At 73.4% G+C, this 20,255-nt stretch carries 8 protein-coding genes; 7 read left to right on the top strand and 1 reads right to left on the bottom strand.

Going from position 1 to position 20,255, the window contains the following annotated elements:
- Positions 1–189: 189 nt before the first annotated feature.
- From ACFYP3_RS29070 to ACFYP3_RS29040, 7 genes are all read left to right on the top strand, one after another.
- Entirely contained in the window at positions 190–1,248 is a 1,059-nt protein-coding gene (locus ACFYP3_RS29070) for a FecCD family ABC transporter permease (RefSeq protein WP_388838678.1), read from the top strand.
- The gene (locus ACFYP3_RS29065; RefSeq protein ID WP_388838666.1) at positions 1,245–2,336 is read left to right on the top strand and encodes a FecCD family ABC transporter permease; all 1,092 of its coding nucleotides are present in this window, start codon (positions 1,245–1,247) and stop codon (positions 2,334–2,336) included. Before ACFYP3_RS29070 ends, ACFYP3_RS29065 begins: the two co-directional genes overlap by 4 nt.
- Positions 2,337–2,383: 47 nt before the next feature.
- Positions 2,384–3,241, top strand: coding sequence for an ABC transporter ATP-binding protein (locus tag ACFYP3_RS29060; protein ID WP_388838663.1), 858 nt, complete (start codon positions 2,384–2,386; stop codon positions 3,239–3,241).
- Between the two features lie 113 nt (positions 3,242–3,354).
- Positions 3,355–4,419 (top strand): iron-siderophore ABC transporter substrate-binding protein, encoded by a 1,065-nt coding sequence (locus ACFYP3_RS29055; protein ID WP_388838660.1) that lies wholly within the window; start codon positions 3,355–3,357, stop codon positions 4,417–4,419.
- On the top strand, positions 4,416–6,200 hold the full coding sequence (locus ACFYP3_RS29050; RefSeq protein WP_388838657.1) for an ABC transporter ATP-binding protein: 1,785 nt from the start codon (positions 4,416–4,418) through the stop codon (positions 6,198–6,200). The genes ACFYP3_RS29055 and ACFYP3_RS29050 overlap by 4 nt, the downstream gene beginning before the upstream one ends.
- Positions 6,201–6,256: 56 nt before the next feature.
- The gene (locus ACFYP3_RS29045) at positions 6,257–17,308 is read left to right on the top strand and encodes an amino acid adenylation domain-containing protein (protein ID WP_388838654.1); all 11,052 of its coding nucleotides are present in this window, start codon (positions 6,257–6,259) and stop codon (positions 17,306–17,308) included.
- The gene (locus ACFYP3_RS29040; RefSeq protein WP_388838651.1) at positions 17,295–18,998 is read left to right on the top strand and encodes an ABC transporter ATP-binding protein; all 1,704 of its coding nucleotides are present in this window, start codon (positions 17,295–17,297) and stop codon (positions 18,996–18,998) included. Before ACFYP3_RS29045 ends, ACFYP3_RS29040 begins: the two co-directional genes overlap by 14 nt.
- A 48-nt stretch (positions 18,999–19,046) precedes the next feature.
- Here the strand turns inward: ACFYP3_RS29040 and ACFYP3_RS29035 are convergent, their stop codons facing one another.
- Positions 19,047–20,165, bottom strand: coding sequence for an alpha/beta fold hydrolase (locus tag ACFYP3_RS29035; protein ID WP_388838648.1), 1,119 nt, complete (start codon positions 20,163–20,165; stop codon positions 19,047–19,049).
- Positions 20,166–20,255: the final 90 nt, after the last annotated feature.

Below are 20,255 nucleotides of genomic sequence, written 5' to 3'. Positions count from 1 at the left end.
GTACGTCCAGTACAAGGGCGCCCCGCCAACACGCCGATGCACGGCACCGGACGACGCGGGCTTGACCGGCAAGATCCGAAAGAGACGACCTAGCCGGGACACGGACCGGTCCGACCGCACGTGGACCGCCTGGGGGCGGGTGCCACCGACGGGTTCGCCGGGGGAGCGAAGGGGATGGCGTACAGCGACATGGGCACGACTACAGTGGCGCGTCCCGCGCCCAAGGGGGCGACGGCGCCCCGCAGGCGCCGCATTGCGGGGTCGTTGGCGCTTCTGGCGATCCTGCTGGCCGCGGTGGTGGTGTCGTTGGCCGTCGGTGCCCGCGCGCTCAGCCCGGCCGAAGTGTGGCAGGGGCTGACGGGGGCCCCGGACCCGGACCGGCGGCTCACCGAGATCAGGCTCATCGTGCGGACCGTACGCGTGCCCAGGACGGTCCTCGCGGTCGTGGCGGGGATGGCCCTGGGCGTCGGCGGGGCCCTGATCCAGGGGTACACGCGCAACCCGATCGCCGACACGGGTCTGCTCGGGGTGAACGCCGGCGCCTCCTTCGCGGTGGTGACGGTGATCGCCGTGTTCGGCTTCGCCGGCCCGTTCCAGTACGTGTGGTTCGCCTTCCTGGGCGCGGCGGTCGCCGGTGTCGTCGTGTTCGGGCTGGCGAGCATCGGCCGGGGCGCCGGCAATCCGCTGACGCTGGCCCTGGCCGGGCAGGGGATCACCGTGTTCCTGGCCGCCATGACCACCGCGGTCGCCCTGTCGGACCAGGCCTCGCTGAACGCGCTGCGCTTCTGGAACGCGGGCTCGGTGGCCGGCGTCGGATTCGACGTCATCCGGCCGGTGTCCGCGTTCGTCGCCGTCGGGCTGGTGCTGGCCCTGACCACGCTGCCCGCCGTCAACCTGCTCAACCTCGGCGACGACGTGGCGCGCGGGCTGGGCGTCAACATCGCGCTGACCCGGGCCGTGGGCATCGTCGCCGTCACGCTGCTGGCGGGAGCGGCGACGGCGGCCTGCGGGCCCATCGCCTTCCTCGGCCTCATGGTGGCCCACGTGGCCCGGTACCTGACCGGGCCGGACTACCGCTGGCTGGTCCCGTACGCGGGTCTGCTCGGGGCCGTCGTCCTCCTGGTCTGCGACATCGCGGGGCGGCTGCTGGTGCGGCCCGGTGAGCTGGACGCCGGTGTCGTGGTGGCCCTGCTCGGTGCCCCGTTCTTCGCGGTCCTGGTGTGGAGCGGAAAGTTCAAGAGCGCGTGAACGGGGCCCACGTGGAAGGGGAAGCGGTGCAGGTCGAGGTCGTGAGGGCGGCGCTGGCGCCGGGCGTCCGGCTCGGCCGGGTGTCGTTCGTCTGGCGGCCGTGGATGGTGTGCGTCACCCTGCTGCTGGCGGCGGCGACGTTCCTGGTGTTCTGCCTGTCCCTCGCTGTCGGGGACTTCCCCGTCGGCCTGCCCCGGGTGATCGCCACGATCCTCGGCCGGGGCGAGCAGGTCGACGAGTTCGTGATCATGGACCTGCGGATGCCGCGGGCCCTGGCCGGATGCGTCGTGGGCATCGCGCTGGGGGTGTCCGGGGCGATCACGCAGTCGATCGCGCGCAACCCGCTGGCCGGCCCCGACATCCTGGGCATCACCGGGGGCGCCGGCGCGGTCGCTGTGTTGCTGGTGACGGTGTCGGGCGGGACCACCGAGGCGGTCGTCGGCTCCGTCGGCCTGTCGGGGGCGGCGCTCGCGGGCGGTCTCGGTACGGGGCTCCTCGTGTACTTCCTGGCCTGGCGGCGCGGGATCGACGGCTTCCGGCTCATCCTCATCGGCATCTCGGTGAGCGCCGTGATGGAGGCCGCCACGACCTGGCTGCTGGTCCGGGCCGACATCAGGGACGTGGCCCGGGCCCAGGCATGGCTGATCGGCTCGCTGGACAACCGCTCGTGGGACGACATCCGGGTGGCGCTCTGGGGCACGCTCGGGCTGACGGTCGTCGTGGCGTGCGCCGCGTTCCAGTTCAAACCGATGCACCTCGGCGACGAGGTGGCCGCGGGCCTCGGCGTCCGGTACTCGGCCGTCCGGGCGGTCCTGCTGCTGTGCGCGGTCCTGCTGGCCGGCGTGGCGGTGGGCGCGGCGGGCCCCGTCCCGTTCGTCGCCCTGGTCGCGCCGCAGGTGGCGATGCGTCTGCTGAGGTGCCCGACACCGCCGATGGTGGCCTCCGGCGTCTTCGGGGCCCTGCTGCTGACCGGCGCCGACCTGGTCGCGCGTACGGCCCTGCCGATCAGCCTTCCGGTCGGCGTGGTCACCGCCGCGATCGGCGGCCCCTTCCTGGTCCATCTCCTGGTGCGGGCGAACCTCCGTTGACCGACTCGTATGCAGGCACGTCCAGTTCAGGTGATCCAGGGGGAACCGTGGCCGTATCGCACATCAACGGGACCGCGTCCGGGGGTCAGGAGACCTCCCGGCTGGGGGCCAGAGGGGTCACGGTCGGGTACGGCGGCCGGAGCGTCATCGACGACCTCCACGTGGCGATCCCGCCCGGGGTGATCTCCACGATCATCGGCTCCAACGGCTGTGGCAAATCGACCCTGTTGCGGACCCTGTCGCGGCTGCTCAGGCCGACGAAGGGCTCGGTCGTCCTGGACGGCGAGGACATCGCCACGCTCCGGACCCGGGACGTGGCGAAGAAGCTGGGCCTGCTGCCGCAGGCGCCGGTCGCACCGGACGGGCTCACCGTGGCCGACCTGGTCGCCCGGGGTCGCCACCCGCACCAGAGCTGGCTGCGCCAGTGGTCGTCGGACGACGCCGCCGTCGTGGAACGGGCGCTGGCCATGACCGGGGTGTCCGACCTGGCGGACCGTCCGGTGGACGCGCTGTCCGGCGGCCAGCGCCAGCGCGTCTGGATCTCGATGACGCTGGCCCAGGGCACCGACCTGCTCCTGCTGGACGAGCCGACCACCTTCCTGGACCTGGCGCACGCCATCGACGTACTGGACCTGGTGGACGACCTGCACGAGTCGGGATGCACCGTGGTCATGGTGCTGCACGACCTCAACCTGGCTGCGCGCTACAGCGACCACCTCATCGTGATGAGGGCCGGGTCGATCCTGGCGCAGGGGCACCCACGGGACGTGATCACCGCCGAGTTGCTGCACGAGGCCTTCGGGCTGCGCGCCGAGGTGATCGAGGATCCGGTGGGGGACCGGCCGCTCATCGTGCCCATCGGCCGCACCCACGCCCGGCCCGGCCGACCCGACCAGATCGGATAGATCGGACACACTTCCGGGTCAAGTAAGGCTAGGCTAGCCTCACTTGAGCGCGCTACGGTGTGCCTGCCCTCGGGCGGGGGCGCAGCGGACGGCACGAAAGCAAGGGATTGCGGATGCTTCTCCAGCGAACGACTCGTACCCACTCCCGGACCCGGCTGACGGCGGTACTGTCCGCTGCGGCCCTCGGCCTCGGCCTCCTGGCCGGCTGCGGTTCCGGCTCCGAGGACCCGGCCGACACCAAGGGCGAAGACGCCCCCGCCGCCGCGGCCGGCACCTTCCCGGTCACCGTGGAGCACGCGTTCGGATCCACGAAGGTCACCCAGGCCCCCCGGCGGGTCGTCTGCGTCGGCTACACCGACGACCAGGCCGTCCTGGCGTTCGGCATCAAGCCGGTCGGCATGGTCGACCAGTACCCGAACCCGCCGGGCACGAGCCCCGACATCAACACCCAGTGGCCGTGGGTGCAGGAGAAGTGGGGCGACACCCGCCCCGAGGTCGTCATGAACAACGGCGACACCGGCCCCAACTACGAGAAGATCGCCGCACTCCGGCCCGACCTGATCGTCGCGGTCTACTCCGAGATCGACCAGGCCGCCTACGACAAGCTCTCCAAGATCGCCCCGACGGTCGGCCGCACCAAGGCCGAGAAGGAGCCGTTCAGCGCCCCCTGGCAGGACAACGCGGTCCACATCGCCAAGGCGCTCGGCCAGGAGTCCAAGGGCATCGAGCTGGTGAAGGGCATCCAGGACAAGCTCGACACGGCCAAGAAGGCCCACCCCGAGTTCGCGAACCAGACCGCCGTCGCGCTGTCCTGGTACAAGGACTCGGCGGCCCCCTTCACCTCCACCGACGTCCGCGGACGCCTGGTGACGGGCACCGGCTTCAGGTACCAGACCGAGATCGACAAGATCGCCGACGGCAAGTTCTACACCACGCTCTCCCCCGAGCGCATGGACCTCGTCGACGTCGACCGCATCTTCGTCATCAACGACAAGGCCGACACCGAGGCACTCAAGAAGTTCGAGCTGTTCGCCAACCTGGCCGCGGTCAAGAACGGCAAGGTGTCGTACCTGCCGGACAGCGAGGGCCCGGCCGTCGGCGCGGCCATGTCCCAGGGCACACTGCTGTCCCTGCCGTACGCGATCGACGAACTCGTCACGTCGGTCGGCCGCGTGTGAGCACCGACGCGCGCCCCGCCCCCTCGACCCTGCGCACGACGACCGGGCGCGAGGCCACCCGCTGGGTCACGGCGCACTGCCGCGAGGTGCCCTGGCTGACGGCCGCCACCGTGCTCACCACGGTGGCCGGGGCGGCGCTCCAGGTACTCCCGCTGCTGCTGCTCGGCCGGGTCGTGGACGGCGTGGTGGCGGGCGCGTCGCGCTCCGTCCTGGTCACGACGGGGGTGCTGATGGTGGCCGCCGCGCTGCTCGGCGCGGCGGCCACCGCCCTGTCGACCTACCTGGTCGGGCGGCTGGGCGCGGATCTGCTCGCCCGGCTGCGCGAAGGCGCCGTACGGGCGGTGCTGGGGATGCCGAGCGCACGCGTCGAGCAGGTCGGCCGGGGAGACGTGCTGTCCCGGGTCGGCGACGACGTGGCCGTCCTGTCCCGGGGCATCCGTACGGCCGTCCCCACGGTGTTCTCGGCGGGCGTGCTGGTGGTCATCGCCACGCTCGGCATGTTCGGCCTCGACTGGCGGCTCGGCCTGGCGGGGGCCGGCGCGCTCCCCGCGTACGCGCTGGCCCTGCGCTGGTACCTGCCCCGGTCCGCCCCGCTCTACCGCCGGCAGCGCGCGGTCCAGGCCGATCGGGCGCAGGCCCTGATCAGCGGGCTCAACGGGATCGACACGGTCCGGGCGTACCGCCTGGAGGGAGCCTTCCGCGAGAAGGTCACCAGCGAATCGTGGCGGGTGCGCGAACTCGGCATCGAGGTGTTCCGGCTCTTCGGCCGGTTCGTCGGCCGGGAGAACCGCGCCGAGTTCATCGGCCTGGCCCTGATCATCGTGGTGGGGTACGCCCTGCTGGAGGCCGACGCGGCCAGCCTGGGCGAGGTGTCCGCGGCCCCGCTGCTGTTCCACCGGCTGTTCACCCCGCTGGGCTCCATCATGTTCACCTTCGACGAGGCGCAGAAGTCGGGCGCGAGCCTGACCCGGCTGGTCGGGGTGCTGGGGGAGGACGCGGCGGACCGGCTGGTCGGTGCCCCGGGCGTCACACCGGCGCTCGACGCGCCGTACCCGGTCCGGGTGGAGGGGCTCACGTTCCGCTATCCCGACACCGAGGAGCCGGTCCTCCGGGACGTCGACCTGATGATTCCGGCCGGCGGTTCGCTCGCCCTCGTGGGGGCGACGGGCGCCGGCAAGTCGACCCTGGCCGCGCTGATCGCGGGCATCGGGACCCCCCAGGCCGGATCGGTGCGCATCGGGCCGACCGACCTCGCCGCTCTGGACGAGGCCGGCGCGCGGGCCCTGGTGAGCATCCTGACGCAGGAGACGCACGTGTTCTCCGGCGCGCTCGCCGACGACCTGCGGCTGGCCGCGCCGGAGGCGACCGACGCCGAGCTGACGGCCGCCCTGCGCACCGTCGGCGCCGACGGATGGGTCGACGCGCTGCCCGACGGACTGCACACCCTGGTCGGCGAGGGCGGCGAGCGCCTGGACGTCACCAAGGTCACCCAGATCGCCCTGGCCCGGCTGGTGCTGGGCCGCTCCCCGGTGGTGGTGCTCGACGAGTCCACGGCGGAAGCGGGCAGCGAGGGGGCGGCCGAGCTGGAACGGGCGGTGCTCGCCGCGTGCGCGGGCCGGACCACGCTGTTCGTGGCGCACCGGCTGACGCAGGCGATGGCAGCGGACCGGATCGCCGTGCTCGACGCGGGACGCGTCGTCGAGCACGGCACGCACGACGAGCTGGTGGCCCTCGGCGGCCGGTACGCGCGCCTGTGGCGGGCCTGGCGCGAGAGCAGCTAGCCCACCCCGATCCGGGTGGGCCGACTTGTGGACTGTGAAGGGGCGTTGAGTCTTCGATGACGGAACCGACCGCTCGTCTCGTGCGGCTTTCTCCCACGCGCCTGGCCGGCGTGCGCCGACGAACAGGCGACCACTGCGACCGCACCATCGCCCGCGCGTGCGCCATCGCGCTGGCGTACTGGGCGACGGGCAGCAGCCCGGACGGCACGGTACTCACCCCCGACACCCCGTTCGCCGACGTCCTCGGCCTGGCCGACCACGGCGGTGCCGAAGCCCCCGGCTGGGAGGTCGGCGCGGACGGCCGGAGCATCGCCGTCCCCGAAGGCGTCGCGGTGGGCGACGCGCAGCTCGCGCTGGACGACCTGGCCGACTTCCCGGACCGGACCCTCGCCGCCATCGCCCCGTCCAGTGCGGCGGCGCGGCTCGCGCGCCTCGCCGAGTGGAACGACACCGGGGCGGACCGGGTCCGCCCGACCATCGTGGAGATGTTCCACGAGCGGGCCCGGACCAGGCCGGACGCCGTCGCCGTCGTCGACGGACACCGCTCGCTGACGTATGGTCAGACTGCGCGACTGGCCAGCCAGTTGGCGTGCCACCTGATCGACCACGGCATCACCGCCGAACAGGTCGTCGGCATCTCCCTGAACCGCTCCGCCGACATGGTGATCGGCCTGCTCGCCGTGCTCCAGGCGGGGGCCGCGTTCGTCCCCCTCGACCCGGAGTGGCCCGCAGCACGCCGGGCCGTCGTCGTCGACGACGCCCGCGTCGTCCTGCAGCTGACCGGCCCGGGCGAGCACGACCCTGACGAACCGCCCGCCGCGGTCGTCGACCTCGACGACTGGAGGTACGGCTCCCACCCGGGCGACGGCACCGGGATCACCGTCCCCGGCAACGCGCTCGCCTACGTCATCTTCACGTCCGGTTCGACCGGCCGGCCCAAGGGCGCGATGATCCGGCACGAAGCGATCAGCGAGCGCCTGCTGTGGCAGGTCGACGAGATCCTGGGCTTCGGCCACGACGACGCCTCCCTGTTCAAGGCACCCGTGTCCTTCGACATCTCCGTCAACGAGATCTTCCTGCCCCTGGTGTCCGGCGGCCGACTGGTCGTCCTGCGCCCGGGCGGCGAACGCGACCCGCACCACCTCCTCGACGTGATCGCCGAACAGCGCGTCACCTTCACCTACCTCGTGTCGTCCATGCTCGACGTACTGCTGGAGATCGCCGGCGACTCCGGACGGCTCGACAGCCTGCGGCACGTGTGGTGCGGCGGCGAGGTGCTGACCCCGGAGCTGTACGAACGGTTCCGCACCCGGCTCGACATACCCATGTACCACGGCTACGGCCCCGCCGAGACGACGATCGGCGTCTCGCACGTCGTCTACCGGGGCGCCGCCGAACGCCTGTCGACGTCGATCGGCAAGGCCAACCCCAACACCCGGCTGTACGTCCTGGACGAGGAACTGCGCCCGGTCCCTGTCGGGGTCCGCGGCGAACTGTACGTCGGAGGCTTCCTCCTGGGACGCGGATACGTGGGCGCGCCCGGCCTGACCGCCTCACGCTTCGTCGCCGACCCCTTCGCCGGCGACGGATCCCGGCTGTACCGGACCGGCGACCTCGCACGCTTCGCCCCGGACGGCTCGCTGGACTTCCTCGGCCGCGCCGACAACCAGATCAAGATCCGCGGCATGCGCCTGGAGCTCGAGGACGTCGAGATCGGCCTCGCCGAACACCCCGACGTGCGCCACACCTGCGTCCTCGCGAAGAAGAACACGACCGGCGGCACCTACCTCGTGGGGTACGTGATCCCGGCCGCCGGCAGCGAGGACCTGCGGGCGGACGAGGTCAGGGCGTGGGCCGCCGCGCACATGGTCGCGTACATGGTGCCCACCCACATCGTCGTGATGAAGGAGTTCCCCCTCACCGCGAACGGCAAGCTCGACCGTGGCGCGCTGCCGGAACCCGACCTCACGACGGGCCCGCTCGCCGCGCCGACCACCGAGAACGAACGCCTGGTGTGCGCGGCGGTCGCGGCGCTGCTGCGACGCGACGAGGTCGGCGTCGACCAGGACTTCTTCCGGCTCGGCGGAGACAGCCTCCTGGCCATCTCGCTGCTGAGCGCACTGCGCACCGTGGGCCTGCACGTCACGCCCCGGCAGATCTTCACCCACAGCGTCATCGGCGCGCTGGCGGCGGTGGCGAGCCGCGAGGGCGCGGCCGCCGCGGACCACGGCGACGTCGCGACCGGCTCCGTCACCGGCTCACCCGTCGTGCGATGGCTCGGCGAGACCACCGACGCCATCGACGGCTTCGTCCAGTCGGTGGTGCTGAACACCCCGGCCGACCTGACCGCCGACGCCCTCGACGAGATCCTCACCGCCGTCGTCGCACGGCATGACATGCTGCGCGCCCGGCTGGTGCGCGGCGACCACTGGAGCTTCGACATCCCGGGGGCCGACGGCACCCGGGCGGGGTGGCAGGAGGAGGACGACCTGCCGCTCGACGCGTGCGTCGCCCTCGCCACCGCCGGGCTGGACCCGGACAACGGCGTGATGCTGCGGGCCGTCTGGCGCCGGACGGCACGCCAACTGGTCGTCGTCGTCCACCACGTGGTCATCGACGGCGTGTCCTGGCGGATCCTGCGGGAGGACCTCGCCACGGCGTGGCAGCGGTTCGCCTCGGGCGAGCCCGTCACACTGCCCCCGGTGGGCACGTCGTTCCGGCGCTGGACACAGTTGCTGGAGCGCACGGCGTTCGACGCCGACCGCGCCCACTACCGGCGCCCCCTGCCGGGGCCCGACGCGCCGGTGGGCAGGCGCGCGCCGGCCGCGACCGACACCGTCGAGCGGGAGCGGGTGACGACCGTCTCGGTCGGCCCCGAGGTCACGGCCGCCCTGCTGGGCGAGATCCCCGCCAGGTTCCACGCGGGCGTCAACGACGTACTGCTCACCGCGCTCGCCGTCACCCTCGCCCGGTGGCGCCGCGACCTCGGACAGGACCAGACGTTCGCGCACATCGAACTGGAGGGCCACGGCCGCGAAGGGCACCTCGTCGCGCGGACCGCAGGCCTCGAACCCGAACTCTCCCGGACCGTCGGCTGGTTCACCACCCTCTTCCCGGTGACCGTCGACCCGGGCCCGGCGGCGGACCTCACCGCCCCCGCGTACCTGGCCGCCGCCCTCAAAGCGGTCAAGGAGGACCTCGCCCGGGTCCCGGGCAACGGCCTCTCCTACGGCGTCCTGCGGTACCTGGGCGGCGGCACCGGGTCCGACGCACCCCCGCCCCAGGTGTTGTTCAACTACCTGGGCCGCTTCGACACCGCAGCCTCCGGGGACTGGGAACTTGCGCGCGGAATAGGCCAGTTGGGGGAGCGACGGGACGCGCGGATGCGTCTGCCGCGCGCCCTGGAGTTCAACGCCGTCGCCGAACCCGCCTCGTCGGCCGGCGCGTACGAACTGACCACCACCGTCTCCTGGCCCGACGGGATGTTCACCGACGAGGACGTCGCCACCATCTGCCGGTACCTCCGGGAGGCCCTGACCGGGCTGGCCGCACTCGACCAGGGCGGCCACTCTCCCAGCGACTTCCCCCTGGTGCAGCTCACCCAGGCCGACGTCGACGACCTGGACGGCCCGGCGCTGCGGGACGTCCTGCCGTTGACCCCGCTGCAGGAGGGCCTGTACTTCCACTCGGTCTTCGACGACGACTCCGCGGGCAGCTACGTGGAGCAGCAGCTGCTGACCCTGGAGGGGGAGGTGGACCCCGCGCGGCTCGCGGCGGCCGCCACCCGTCTGCTCACGCTCTACCCCAACCTGGCCGCGCGGTTCACCGCCCTCGCCGACGGCCGGGTGGTCTCCGTACTGGAGAGCGGCGCGCAAGCCCCGTTCACCACGCTGGACCGCCCCGGCATCACCGACGAGGAGACGCGCGACCTCGCCGAGCGGGACCGTCGCGCGGGCTTCGACCTGGCCACCGGACCGCTGATGCGGTACACGCTCGTCCGCGCGGGCGCCGACCGCAGCGTCCTGGTGCAGACCGTGCACCACGTCATCGCCGACGGCTGGTCGGTGCCGCCGATGCTCCGCGCCCTGCTGGCCGAGTACCACGCACCCGGCACCGTGCACCCGCTCGGCGGCTTCGCCGACTACGTGCACTGGCTCGCCGGGCGCGACGAGGACGAGAGCGACCGGGTGTGGCGCGAGCAGCTCGCCGAGCTGCCCGGCCCCTCGCTGGTCGCCGAGGGGCACACGCCCTCCGACCGGTTCGCCGACAGGGCCGTGGAGCCCGAGGACGACATCGACGAGGCCGTCCGCGCCGCCGGTGTGCCGCTGAGCGTGGCCGTGCACAGCGCCTGGGCGGTGACGCTGGACGGCGTCCTGCACGGCACGGCTGCGCGCGGCACGCACCCGTACGGCAGGGACGTCGTGTTCGGCTCCACGGTGTCCGGGCGGGACGCGGACGTGCCCGGCATCGCCGACATGGTGGGCCTGTTCATCAACACCGTTCCCGTGCGCGCCCGGTGGACCGCGCACACCACGGCACGCGAGCTGCTCGCCTCCGTACGGGAACACCAGAGCGCGGTGCTGGCGCACCAGCACGTCTCGCTGGCGCGCATCGGCCGCCAGGTCGGCGCCGGACCGCTCTTCGACACCCTGGTCGTCTTCGACGTAGCGACCGACGTGGCAGCACTGCGGGGACCCGACGACACCCTGGCCGTCACCGGAATCGTCAACGAAGGCGCCCCGCACTACCCGTTGACGCTCGTGGTCGAACGCGCCCGCGACGGCCGGGCGCGCTTCAACCTCATCCACGACGGCGCGCTGCTGCGGGAGTCGAGCGCACGCGCGATCCTGCGGACCTTCACCCACACCCTCACCGGTCTGCTCACCCGCCCGGACGACCTGGTCGACGACCTCGCACCCGAGAACGCCCGGCGCCCGCAGCGGATCACCCCCACGACCCTGGGCGCGCTCTTCGACGCCGCCGCGCACCGGGACCCGGCCAGGACCGCCGTCACCCAGTGCGCACTCGACGGCGCCGTCCGGTCCCTGACCTACGGGGAACTGACCGCTGCGAAGGACGAGTTGGCCGCAGTGCTGCGCGCGGCCGGCGTCGGTCCGGGCGAACGGGTCGCCGTCGCCGTGCCCCGCTCCCTGGAGCAGGTCGTCGCGCTCGTCGCCGTCGTCACCGCGGGCGGCGCGTACGTACCCCTCGACCTCGCGTACCCGGACGAACGGCTGGAGTACGTCCTCGCGGACGCCGCACCGCAGGTCGTGCTCGTGGACCGGGAACAGCGGGACCGCTTCGTACGGTTGCTGCACCGGGCGGGCGTGCCGGCCCGCGTCCTCGTGCAGGGGGACCAGGCGCCGCAGGACCCCACCGCCGCCGCCCACCCGGCCGCCGCGCCCGCGGCCGAGGCGGGCTGGCACGATCCCGCGTACGTGATCTACACGTCCGGCTCGACCGGCAGGCCGAAGGGGGTCGTCGTCCCGCACTCCGGCGTGGTGACCCTGCTCGCGAACACCCGGCCCGACATGGACTTCGGCCCGCACGACGTGTGGGTCCAGTTCCACTCGTACTCCTTCGACTTCGCGGTCTGGGAGCTGTGGGGCGCGCTCACGCACGGCGCCGAGCTGCTGGTGCCGGACTACGCGCTCACCCGCTCCCCGGTGGACTTCCACCGGCTGGTGCGCGAGCGCGCCGTGACCGTGCTCAACCAGACCCCCTCGGCCTTCCACCAGTTCATCGAGGCCGACCGGCGGGCCGGCCAGCCGCTCCCCGCGCTGCGCCGGATCGTCTTCGGTGGCGAGGCGCTCGACCTCGGCCGGCTGCGCGGCTGGGTCGAGCGGCACGGCACCGCCACGCCCGAGCTGGTCAACATGTACGGCATCACCGAGACCACCGTGCACGTCACCCATCGCATCTTGACCGATCGGGACTTCGGGCACGGCGATGAGGTCAGCCCGATCGGCGCCCCGATCCCCGGCCTGGTCACCCACCTCCTCGACGACCGGCTCCGGCCCGTCCCGCCGGGTCGGGTGGGCGCCGTCTACGTCGCCGGCGACCAGGTGTCGCTCGGCTACCTGGGCCGGCCGGGACTCACCGCGGGCCGGTTCGTGGCGGACCCCTTCGCGGGCGGCGGCTCCCGCATGTACCACACGGGCGACCTCGCCCGCCGCACCCTCGACGGCGAGCTGGAGTTCGTCGGCCGCGCCGACGACCAGGTGCAGCTCAAGGGCTTCCGCATCGAGCTCGGCGAGGTGGAGTCCGCGATCAGGGAGCTCGACGGCGTGGTCGACGTCGCCGTGACCGTGGCGGACGGCGGCGACCACCTCGTCGCGCACGTCGTGGGGCGCCTGCCCGACGACGCCGCCGCGCTCACCCGTCTCCTGTCCGCGAAGCTGCCCGCGCACATGGTCCCCGGCCTGGTCCTCCCCATCGACGCGCTGCCGCTGACGGTCAACGGCAAACTGGACCGCAGGGCCTTGGCCGAGCGGGCCGCGCACCACGACACCCCGGTGGCCGCGACCGGCTCGGCGCTCGCCGCGCTGGTCGGCGTCTTCACCGACACGCTGCCCGGTGTCGCCGTGGACGGGGACTGCGACTTCTTCCGGGCCGGGGGCGACAGCATCCTCGCCATCACCGTCGTCAACCGGGCCCGGGCACTCGGCCTCGCGCTCGCGCCACGAGACGTGTTCCTGCTCAGGACACCCCGCGCCCTCGCCGAACACCTGGCGACGAACACCCCGCAGACCCCGCAGACGGCCCCCGCGGCCGCCGTCCGCGAGGACGGGCCGCTGACCCCCACACCGATCATCCTGCGCCGGCGAGAACTGGGCGGCTCCCTCGCCCGTTTCGCCCAGGCCAGGGCGCTCGTGGCGGCCGAGGGCACCGGCTTCGCCGACGCCCGGCGGGCCGCGGAAGCCGTCGTGGCGGCCCACCCCGCCCTGCGGCTGCGGCTGCGCGTCGAGCACGGGGTGTGGGCCCTGCGCACCGATCCCGTCCGCGCGGTCACCGTCGTACGGGCGGACGCCACCGGCGCCACCGACCCGACGACCGAACGGGCGACGGACGCCACGACCGCGGCCACGACCGCGACCGCGACCGCGACCGCGACCGCGACCGCGGCCACGACCGCCGCGCACGAGGCCGTCGATCGGCTCGACCCCGAGGCCGGGGAGGTCATCGCCTTCACCTGGCTGGAGCCCACCCGGACCCTGGTGGTCACCGTGCACCACCTCGCCGTCGACGCCGTGTCCTGGCGGATCCTCCTCGACGACCTGGCCGCCGGCCTGCGCGGCACGCCCCTCGCACCGCCGACCACCCCCTACGCCGCATACGCGGAGGCCCTCGCGGCCCGGTCCGCCCACGTGAGCGACGACCTCGGACACTGGATCACCACCCTCCAGGCGCCCCCGCTCCTGCCCGCCGTCGAGGGGCCGCGCCGCGAGACCACCGTCGTGGTCCCGCCCGACATCGGCGACCTCGTCACCCGTGCCGCGCCCGCCGCACTCGGCGTCGGGCTCACCGAGCTGCTGTGCGGCGCGCTGCGCACCGCCCTGACCCACGTACAGCCCACGCCCACCGATCTCGCCGTCGAGCTGGAACGGCACGGCCGGGTCCCGGCGCTGCCCCACCACGACTACACCCGTACGGTCGGCTGGTTCACCGCCATCGCGCCCGTACGGCTCAGCGCGCACACCGACCCGGTGGCGGCCGCCCGCGAGCTGGCCGAACGCCAGCCGGACGAGCACGCGCACGTCGCCTACGGACAGCTCCGGTACCTCAACCCGCAGACCGCCCCCCTGCTGTCCGCCCACCCGCAGGTGCTGTTCAACTACCTCGGCCGGGGCGACGAGTCGCAGGCCCTGCACCTCACCGGCGCGGACCCGGGCAGCCCGTACGCCGTCGAGGTCAACGCCTGGACCGACGCGGCCACCGGCAGCCTGCACGCGGCCTTCGCCCTCGTCGAGGGGGTACCCGACGAGATCACCGGGTACTGGCGGCGGGCACTGGAACGCATCGCGGACGGCGCCGCGACCACCGAGCGCACTGCCCCGGTCACCCCGCTCCAACGGGGTCTGTTCTTCCAGGCCCAGCTGGCGGGCCCGGCCGGCCACTACGTCGCGCAGAGCTTCTTCACCTTCGACCGGCGGCTGGACACCGACGCGCTGGACGAGGCGATGGCGTGGGTGATCGCGAGGCACCCGGTGGTGGGCGCCGGATTCACCACGGACGACGACGGCGACGCCGTGCAGGTCCTCGCCGCGGGTCGGCGGGTCGGCGTCCGCACGCTCGCCCTCGCCTCGGACGCGGACGTCGAGGCCCTGCTCGCCCGCGACCGGGACACCGGATTCGACCCGGGCGAGCCGCCGTTGATCCGGCTGACCGTGGTGCGGCGGCCCGACGGCCGTGACGGCCTCCTGCTGAGCTACCACCTGCTGCTGTGGGACGGCTGGTCCCGCGAGATCGTGCTGCGGGACCTGTTCGACGCCTACGAGGCGGCCCTCGCGGGCGAGTTGACGCCCCCGGTACCGGCCACGCCGGCCTTCGAGGACTACGCCCGGGCGCTCGACGCCAGGGACGCGGCCGGAGCGGAACGCTTCTGGGCGGAGCACCTGAGCGGCCTCCCCGGCCCGACGCTGCTCGCCGGACCGGCGCCGGTCCTCGTCGACGACCTGCCCCGCACGCTCGTGCACACGCTCTCCACCGAGGAGTCGGAACTGCTGCGGGAGGCGGCCAGGACGCACGGCGTCACGCTGAACTCCGTACTGACCGGCGCCTTCGGCCTCCTCCTCGGCGCACGCACCGGCCGCGGTGACGCCGTGTTCGGCGTGACGGTCTCCGGCCGCGAGGGCGAGGGCCTGTCCGACATCGTCGGCGTCCTCCTCAACACGGTGCCCATGTGGACGCGGGCCCGGCCGGGCGACACGGCCGGAGCGTACCTGTCGGCCGTACAGGCGGCGCGGGTCGCGGCGATGGAGCACGAGCACCTCGGACTCGGCGAGATCCAGCGGGCCAGTGGCCACGACACGCTCTTCGACAACCTGTTCGTGCTCCAGAACTTCCTGGACATGGACGCGTTCGCCGCGATGAACGCCCGGCACGGCATCACCGCGGTGCGCGCCGACGACTCCACGCACTACCCCTTCACCTGGGTCGTCACGCCCGGCGACCGGCTCACGGTCAAGCTGGAGTACCGCGACCACGACACACGGGCCGCCCGCCGGCTCCTCGACGACTACCTGCGCGTGCTCGACGGCCTGGCCCGCTGCACCGGCCCGCTCGGCGCGCTGCCCGGCCTGATACCGCGGCCCGCCCCGGCCGACCGTACGGACATCGGCACGGACACCGTCGTCGACCGCTTCGACCGGGCGGCGGACCGGGACCCGCAGCGGGTCGCGCTGGTCGCCCACGGCCGGACCACGACCTTCGCCGGCCTCCGGGACCGCAGCCGCGAGGTGGCGGGCGTGCTCGCCCGCCGCGGCATCGGCCGCGGGACCACGGTGGCCCTCGCGATCCCCCGCTCGCCCGACTCGATCGTGGCGCTGTTCGCCGTGCTGCGCACCGGCGCCGCGTACGTGCCGCTGGAACTCGACCACCCGGACGAGCGGATCGCGGCGACCGTCGCGGACGCCCGCCCCGACGTCGTCCTCACCGTCAGCGCCGTGTCCCCCCGGCTGACCGGCGACCTGATCGAACTGGACCGGCCCCTCCCCGAGGCCGAACCCTTCGTGACGTACGCCCCGGACGATCCGGACCGCCTGCGGCACCCCGCGTACACGATCTACACCTCCGGATCGACCGGGCGCCCGAAGGGCGTGGTGACCGAATACGCCGGGCTCACCAACATGCTGATCAACCACCAGCGCCGGATCTTCGAGCCGGTGCTGGCCGACCACGGCCACCGGGTCTTCCGCATCGCGCACACCGTCTCCTTCGCCTTCGACATGTCGTGGGAGGAGCTGCTGTGGCTCGCCGACGGCCACGAGGTGCACATCTGCGACGAGGAACTGCGCCGCGACGCCCCCCGGCTGGTCGAGTACTGCCTGGAGCACGGGATCGACGTCATCAACGTGACGCCCACCTACGCGCAGCAGCTGGTGGCCGAAGGACTGCTCGACGACCCGTCGCGGCGGCCGGCGCTGGTCCTCCTCGGCGGCGAGGCCGTCACCCCGACCCTGTGGCAGCGGCTCGCCGAGACCGGCGGAACCGTCGGATACAACCTGTACGGGCCCACCGAGTACACCATCAACACGCTCGGCGTCGGCACCTTCGAATGCGCGGACCCGGTGGTCGGCGTGGCCATCGACAACACCGACGTGTACGTGCTGGACCCGTGGCTGCGTCCGCTGCCGGACGGCGTCCCCGGTGAGCTGTACGTGGCGGGCATCGGCATCGCCCGCGGCTACCTCGGCCGGGCCGGGCAGACCGCGGAGCGTTTCGTCGCCTGCCCGTTCGGCGCCCCCGGCGAGCGGATGTACCGCACCGGCGACCTCGTGCTGCGGCGGCCCGACGGGAACCTCGCGTACCTCGGCCGCACCGACCAGCAGGTCAAGATCCGGGGCCACCGGGTCGAACCCGGCGAGGTGGAGGCCGCGTTCGCCGCGCACCCGGCCGTACGGTTCGCCGCCGCGGTCGCCCAGCCCGACCCGCAGGTCGACGGCGCCCACCGGCTGGCCGCCTACCTCGTCCTGGACGGCGGCGACCTGGCCGCGGTCGCCACCGAAGTGGGCGTCGCACTCCCGGACTTCCTGCGCCCGACCCACTACGCGCAGGTCGACGCCATCCCCCTGACCGTGAACGGGAAGGCCGACACCCGGGCCCTGCCGGAGGCCAAGCCGCTCGGCGCGCTGACGACGGCTATGGAGCGCGGCCCCGAGACGGAAACCGAGAACGTCGTGTGCGCCTACTTCGCGGAGGCACTCGACCTGGACGACGACGAGGTGAGCGCGGTGAGCGACTTCGTGTCCCTGGGAGGACACTCCATGCTGGCGGTGCGGCTGATCGGGCTGCTCCGCCGCGAGTACGGTCCAGTGATCACGATCCGTGACCTGTTCACCCTGCGCACCCCGGAAGCGATTGCCCGCCACCTCGATGAAGACTCCTGACACGCAGCGGCCCCGCGCGGGGTCCGACATCCTCCGCACCGCACTGCGCCGCAACGTCGGCGCCATGACCTGGGGCACCGTCCTCATGAGCCTCTACCAGGCCGGTGAGACCGCCTTCCCCATCGCACTCGGCCTGATCGTCGAGCACACGATGCGCGGGGAGCGCAGCCTCGGCGGGCTCGCCGCGGCGATCGCCGTGCTGGCCGTGATCATCACGACCGTGTCGCTGTCGTGGCGGTTCGGCATGCGCGTCCTGCAGAAGGCCAACACGACCGAGGCGCACCGCTGGCGGGTGCGCGTCGCGGACCGCGGACTCCAGCCGGTGGCCGGGGACGTGGACCTCAAGTCCGGCGAGGTGCTGACCATCGCCACCGAGGACGCGGACCAGACCGCCGACATCATCGAGGTGGTGCCGCTGCTGATCAGTTCGCTGGTCGCCGTGCTGATCGCGGCGGTCGCCCTGGGACTGGCCGACCTGCGGCTCGGCCTGCTGGTGATCGTGGGCACCGTCGCGATCCTGACGATCCTGAGCGTGATGTCCCAACGGATCGGCTCCAGCACCCGAGAACAGCAGGCCCGCGTCGCGCGGGCGGGCGCGAAGGTCGCCGACCTGATTACCGGCCTGCGCCCGCTGCACGGTTTCGGCGGCAACCACGCCGCGTTCCGCTCCTACCGGAAGGTCAGCACGGAGGCGAAGCAGCAGGCGGTCACCGTGGCCGTGGCGAACGGCGCGTACGCGGGGACCGCCATGGCCCTCAACGCCGTCCTCGCCGCTTCCGTGACCCTGACGGCGGGCCGACTGGCCTTCGACGGCCGGATCACCATCGGCGAACTCGTCATGGCCGTCGGGCTGGCACAGTTCATCATGGAACCGCTCAAGATGTTCTCGGACATGCCCAAGTACGTGATGACGGCCCGCGCTTCGGCCGAGCGGATGGCCCTGGTGCCGGCGCCCCCGGCGGTGGCGGCCTCCGGGGCCGGGCGGCCGGCCGCGGGCGGCGACCTGGAGATCGACCGCGTCCGGTACGGGGCACTGCGCGGGCTGGAGGTGCGGGTCCCGGCTGGCGAGTTCGTGGCGATCGCCGTCTACCAGCCGCGCGCCGCGGCCGACCTCGCCTCGATCCTGGCCGTCAAGGTCCCCCCGGACGCCTACGAGGGAGTGGTGCGGGTCGGCGGTCAGGACCTCGCCGACCTGTCGGTCGAAGCGGTCCGCGAGCACGTGCTGGTGAACCCGTACGAAGCGGAGATCTTCGCCGGCACCCTCCGTACGAACATCGATCCGACGGGCACCAGCCGCACGCTTCCGGAGGCGGTCGAGGCCTCCCTGCTGACCGACGTCGTCGCCCTCCACCGCGAAGGGCTCGACTACGTGGTCCGGGACCGCGGTGCGAACCTCTCCGGCGGACAGCGCCAACGGCTGTCCCTGGCCCGCGCCCTCGCCGCCGACAGCGAGATCCTGGTCCTGCACGATCCGACGACGGCCGTGGACGCGGTCACGGAGCAGCTCATCGCGCGCAACATCGCGGAGCTGCGCCGCGGCCGCACCACCGTGGTGATCACCGGCAGCCCGGCCCTCCTGGACGCCGCCGACCGCGTCCTCGTCCTCGACGACGGGGTCATCACCGCCGAGGACACCCACCGCAACCTCCTCGCCACCGACGAGGACTACTGCCTGGCGGTGGCCCGCTGAGCGGCGGCCTCCGAAGGGGACGACCTGGCCGAGGGCCTACCCGAGGGTCTACCCGAGAGCCCAGGCGACGTCCCTGAGCAGGGCGTGCCGCCACCCCGCGCGGTCGTGGCCGGACGCCGAGCGGGACACCCGTACGGTCGCACCGGCCCGCTCGGTCAGGGCCTCGACCACTTCGCAGTGGGGCAGCATGCGCGTCTCGTGTTCCCCCACGTCGAAGGCGATCCGCAGCCCGGACAGGTCGGGGCCCTCCCGCAGTCGCGCGGCGAGGGCGCCGCCCACCGGGCCGCCCAGGGGGTCCGCCGTATCCGGGGGGCCGGGCGTCCACCACAACGACGCCGACTGGCAGGCGACCCGGGACACCAGGTCCGGGAACTCCAGTGCCGCGTACAGCGCGCTCAGCCCCCCGAGGCTCTGCCCGGCGACCACCAGACGGTCCCGGTCCGCCGGCAGACCGGTCTGCGCCACCAGCGGCAGCAGTTCGTCCCGCACCGCCTCCCACAGGCCGGGCCGGCACCCGTACTCGGCCTCCCGGTCCCGGACCGGCAGGAACACCAGGGTCACGGGGGGCATCCCGCCCGCGGCGACGGCCGAGTCGAAGGCGGTCACGGCGGGGTGGAGGTACAGCCAGTCGTCCCCGTCGAGCAGCAGGACCACCGGTCCGCCACCGCCCGCGGGGTGGACCCGTACGGTGCGCCGGCCGCCGAGCCGTTCGCTGGTCCAGCGGAGCCGGGTGCGGGGGAGCGGCAGGACGTCCGAGGGGCCGATGAGGGGCCAGTGCGGCTGGGCGGGAGCGTCGGGGGTCGCGGCGACGGACCGGTCGCCGCCCGCGCCGGCCGGGTTGAAGGGGTCGGCGTGTGCCGTGCCGTCGACGAGGAACCGGTAGCTCACGCGCAGCCGCGGGGGCAGGGGGACCTCGGTGTACCAGCAGTCCGTACCACCCCACCGGCGCAGGGGCACCGGCTCCGACCAGCTCTCGAACCCGATGGTCGCCGGGGATCCGCGCCACAGGAACAACGTCACCCAACGCCCGTCGTCCGCCTGGACGGAGGCGGGAGTCCGCGCTGCCGCCCAGAACGCGTCGGTGCCGGGTTCGCCGGGCAGTCCGTACGCGGCGAAGGAGTGCTCCGGGCCGGCCCCGCGGCCGGAGACGGGATCGGTCAGGCGCATGCGGACCTCCTTGTGAGCGACAAGGGGAAAGACTAAGCTCCTCTGAATTAGGCGAGCCTAACCTAATCGTGACGTTCCCGGGAGGTACCG

The sequence above is a fragment of the Streptomyces sp. NPDC005533 genome (assembly GCF_042871845.1).
Taxonomy (GTDB): domain Bacteria; phylum Actinomycetota; class Actinomycetes; order Streptomycetales; family Streptomycetaceae; genus Streptomyces.
Note: the sequence above shows the minus strand (reverse complement) of the source record. Positions and strands in the feature narration are given on the sequence as shown.

Bases quoted from the DNA above. Each gene is read 5' to 3' on its own strand.
- ACFYP3_RS29040 (WP_388838651.1), top strand. From the start codon at position 17,295: ATGAAGACTCCTGACACGCAGCGGCCCCGCGCGGGGTCCGACATCCTC.
- ACFYP3_RS29070 (WP_388838678.1), top strand. From the start codon at position 190: ATGGGCACGACTACAGTGGCGCGTCCCGCGCCCAAGGGGGCGACGGCG.
- ACFYP3_RS29045 (WP_388838654.1), top strand. From the start codon at position 6,257: ATGACGGAACCGACCGCTCGTCTCGTGCGGCTTTCTCCCACGCGCCTG.
- ACFYP3_RS29035 (WP_388838648.1), bottom strand. From the start codon at position 20,165: ATGCGCCTGACCGATCCCGTCTCCGGCCGCGGGGCCGGCCCGGAGCAC.
- ACFYP3_RS29055 (WP_388838660.1), top strand. From the start codon at position 3,355: ATGCTTCTCCAGCGAACGACTCGTACCCACTCCCGGACCCGGCTGACG.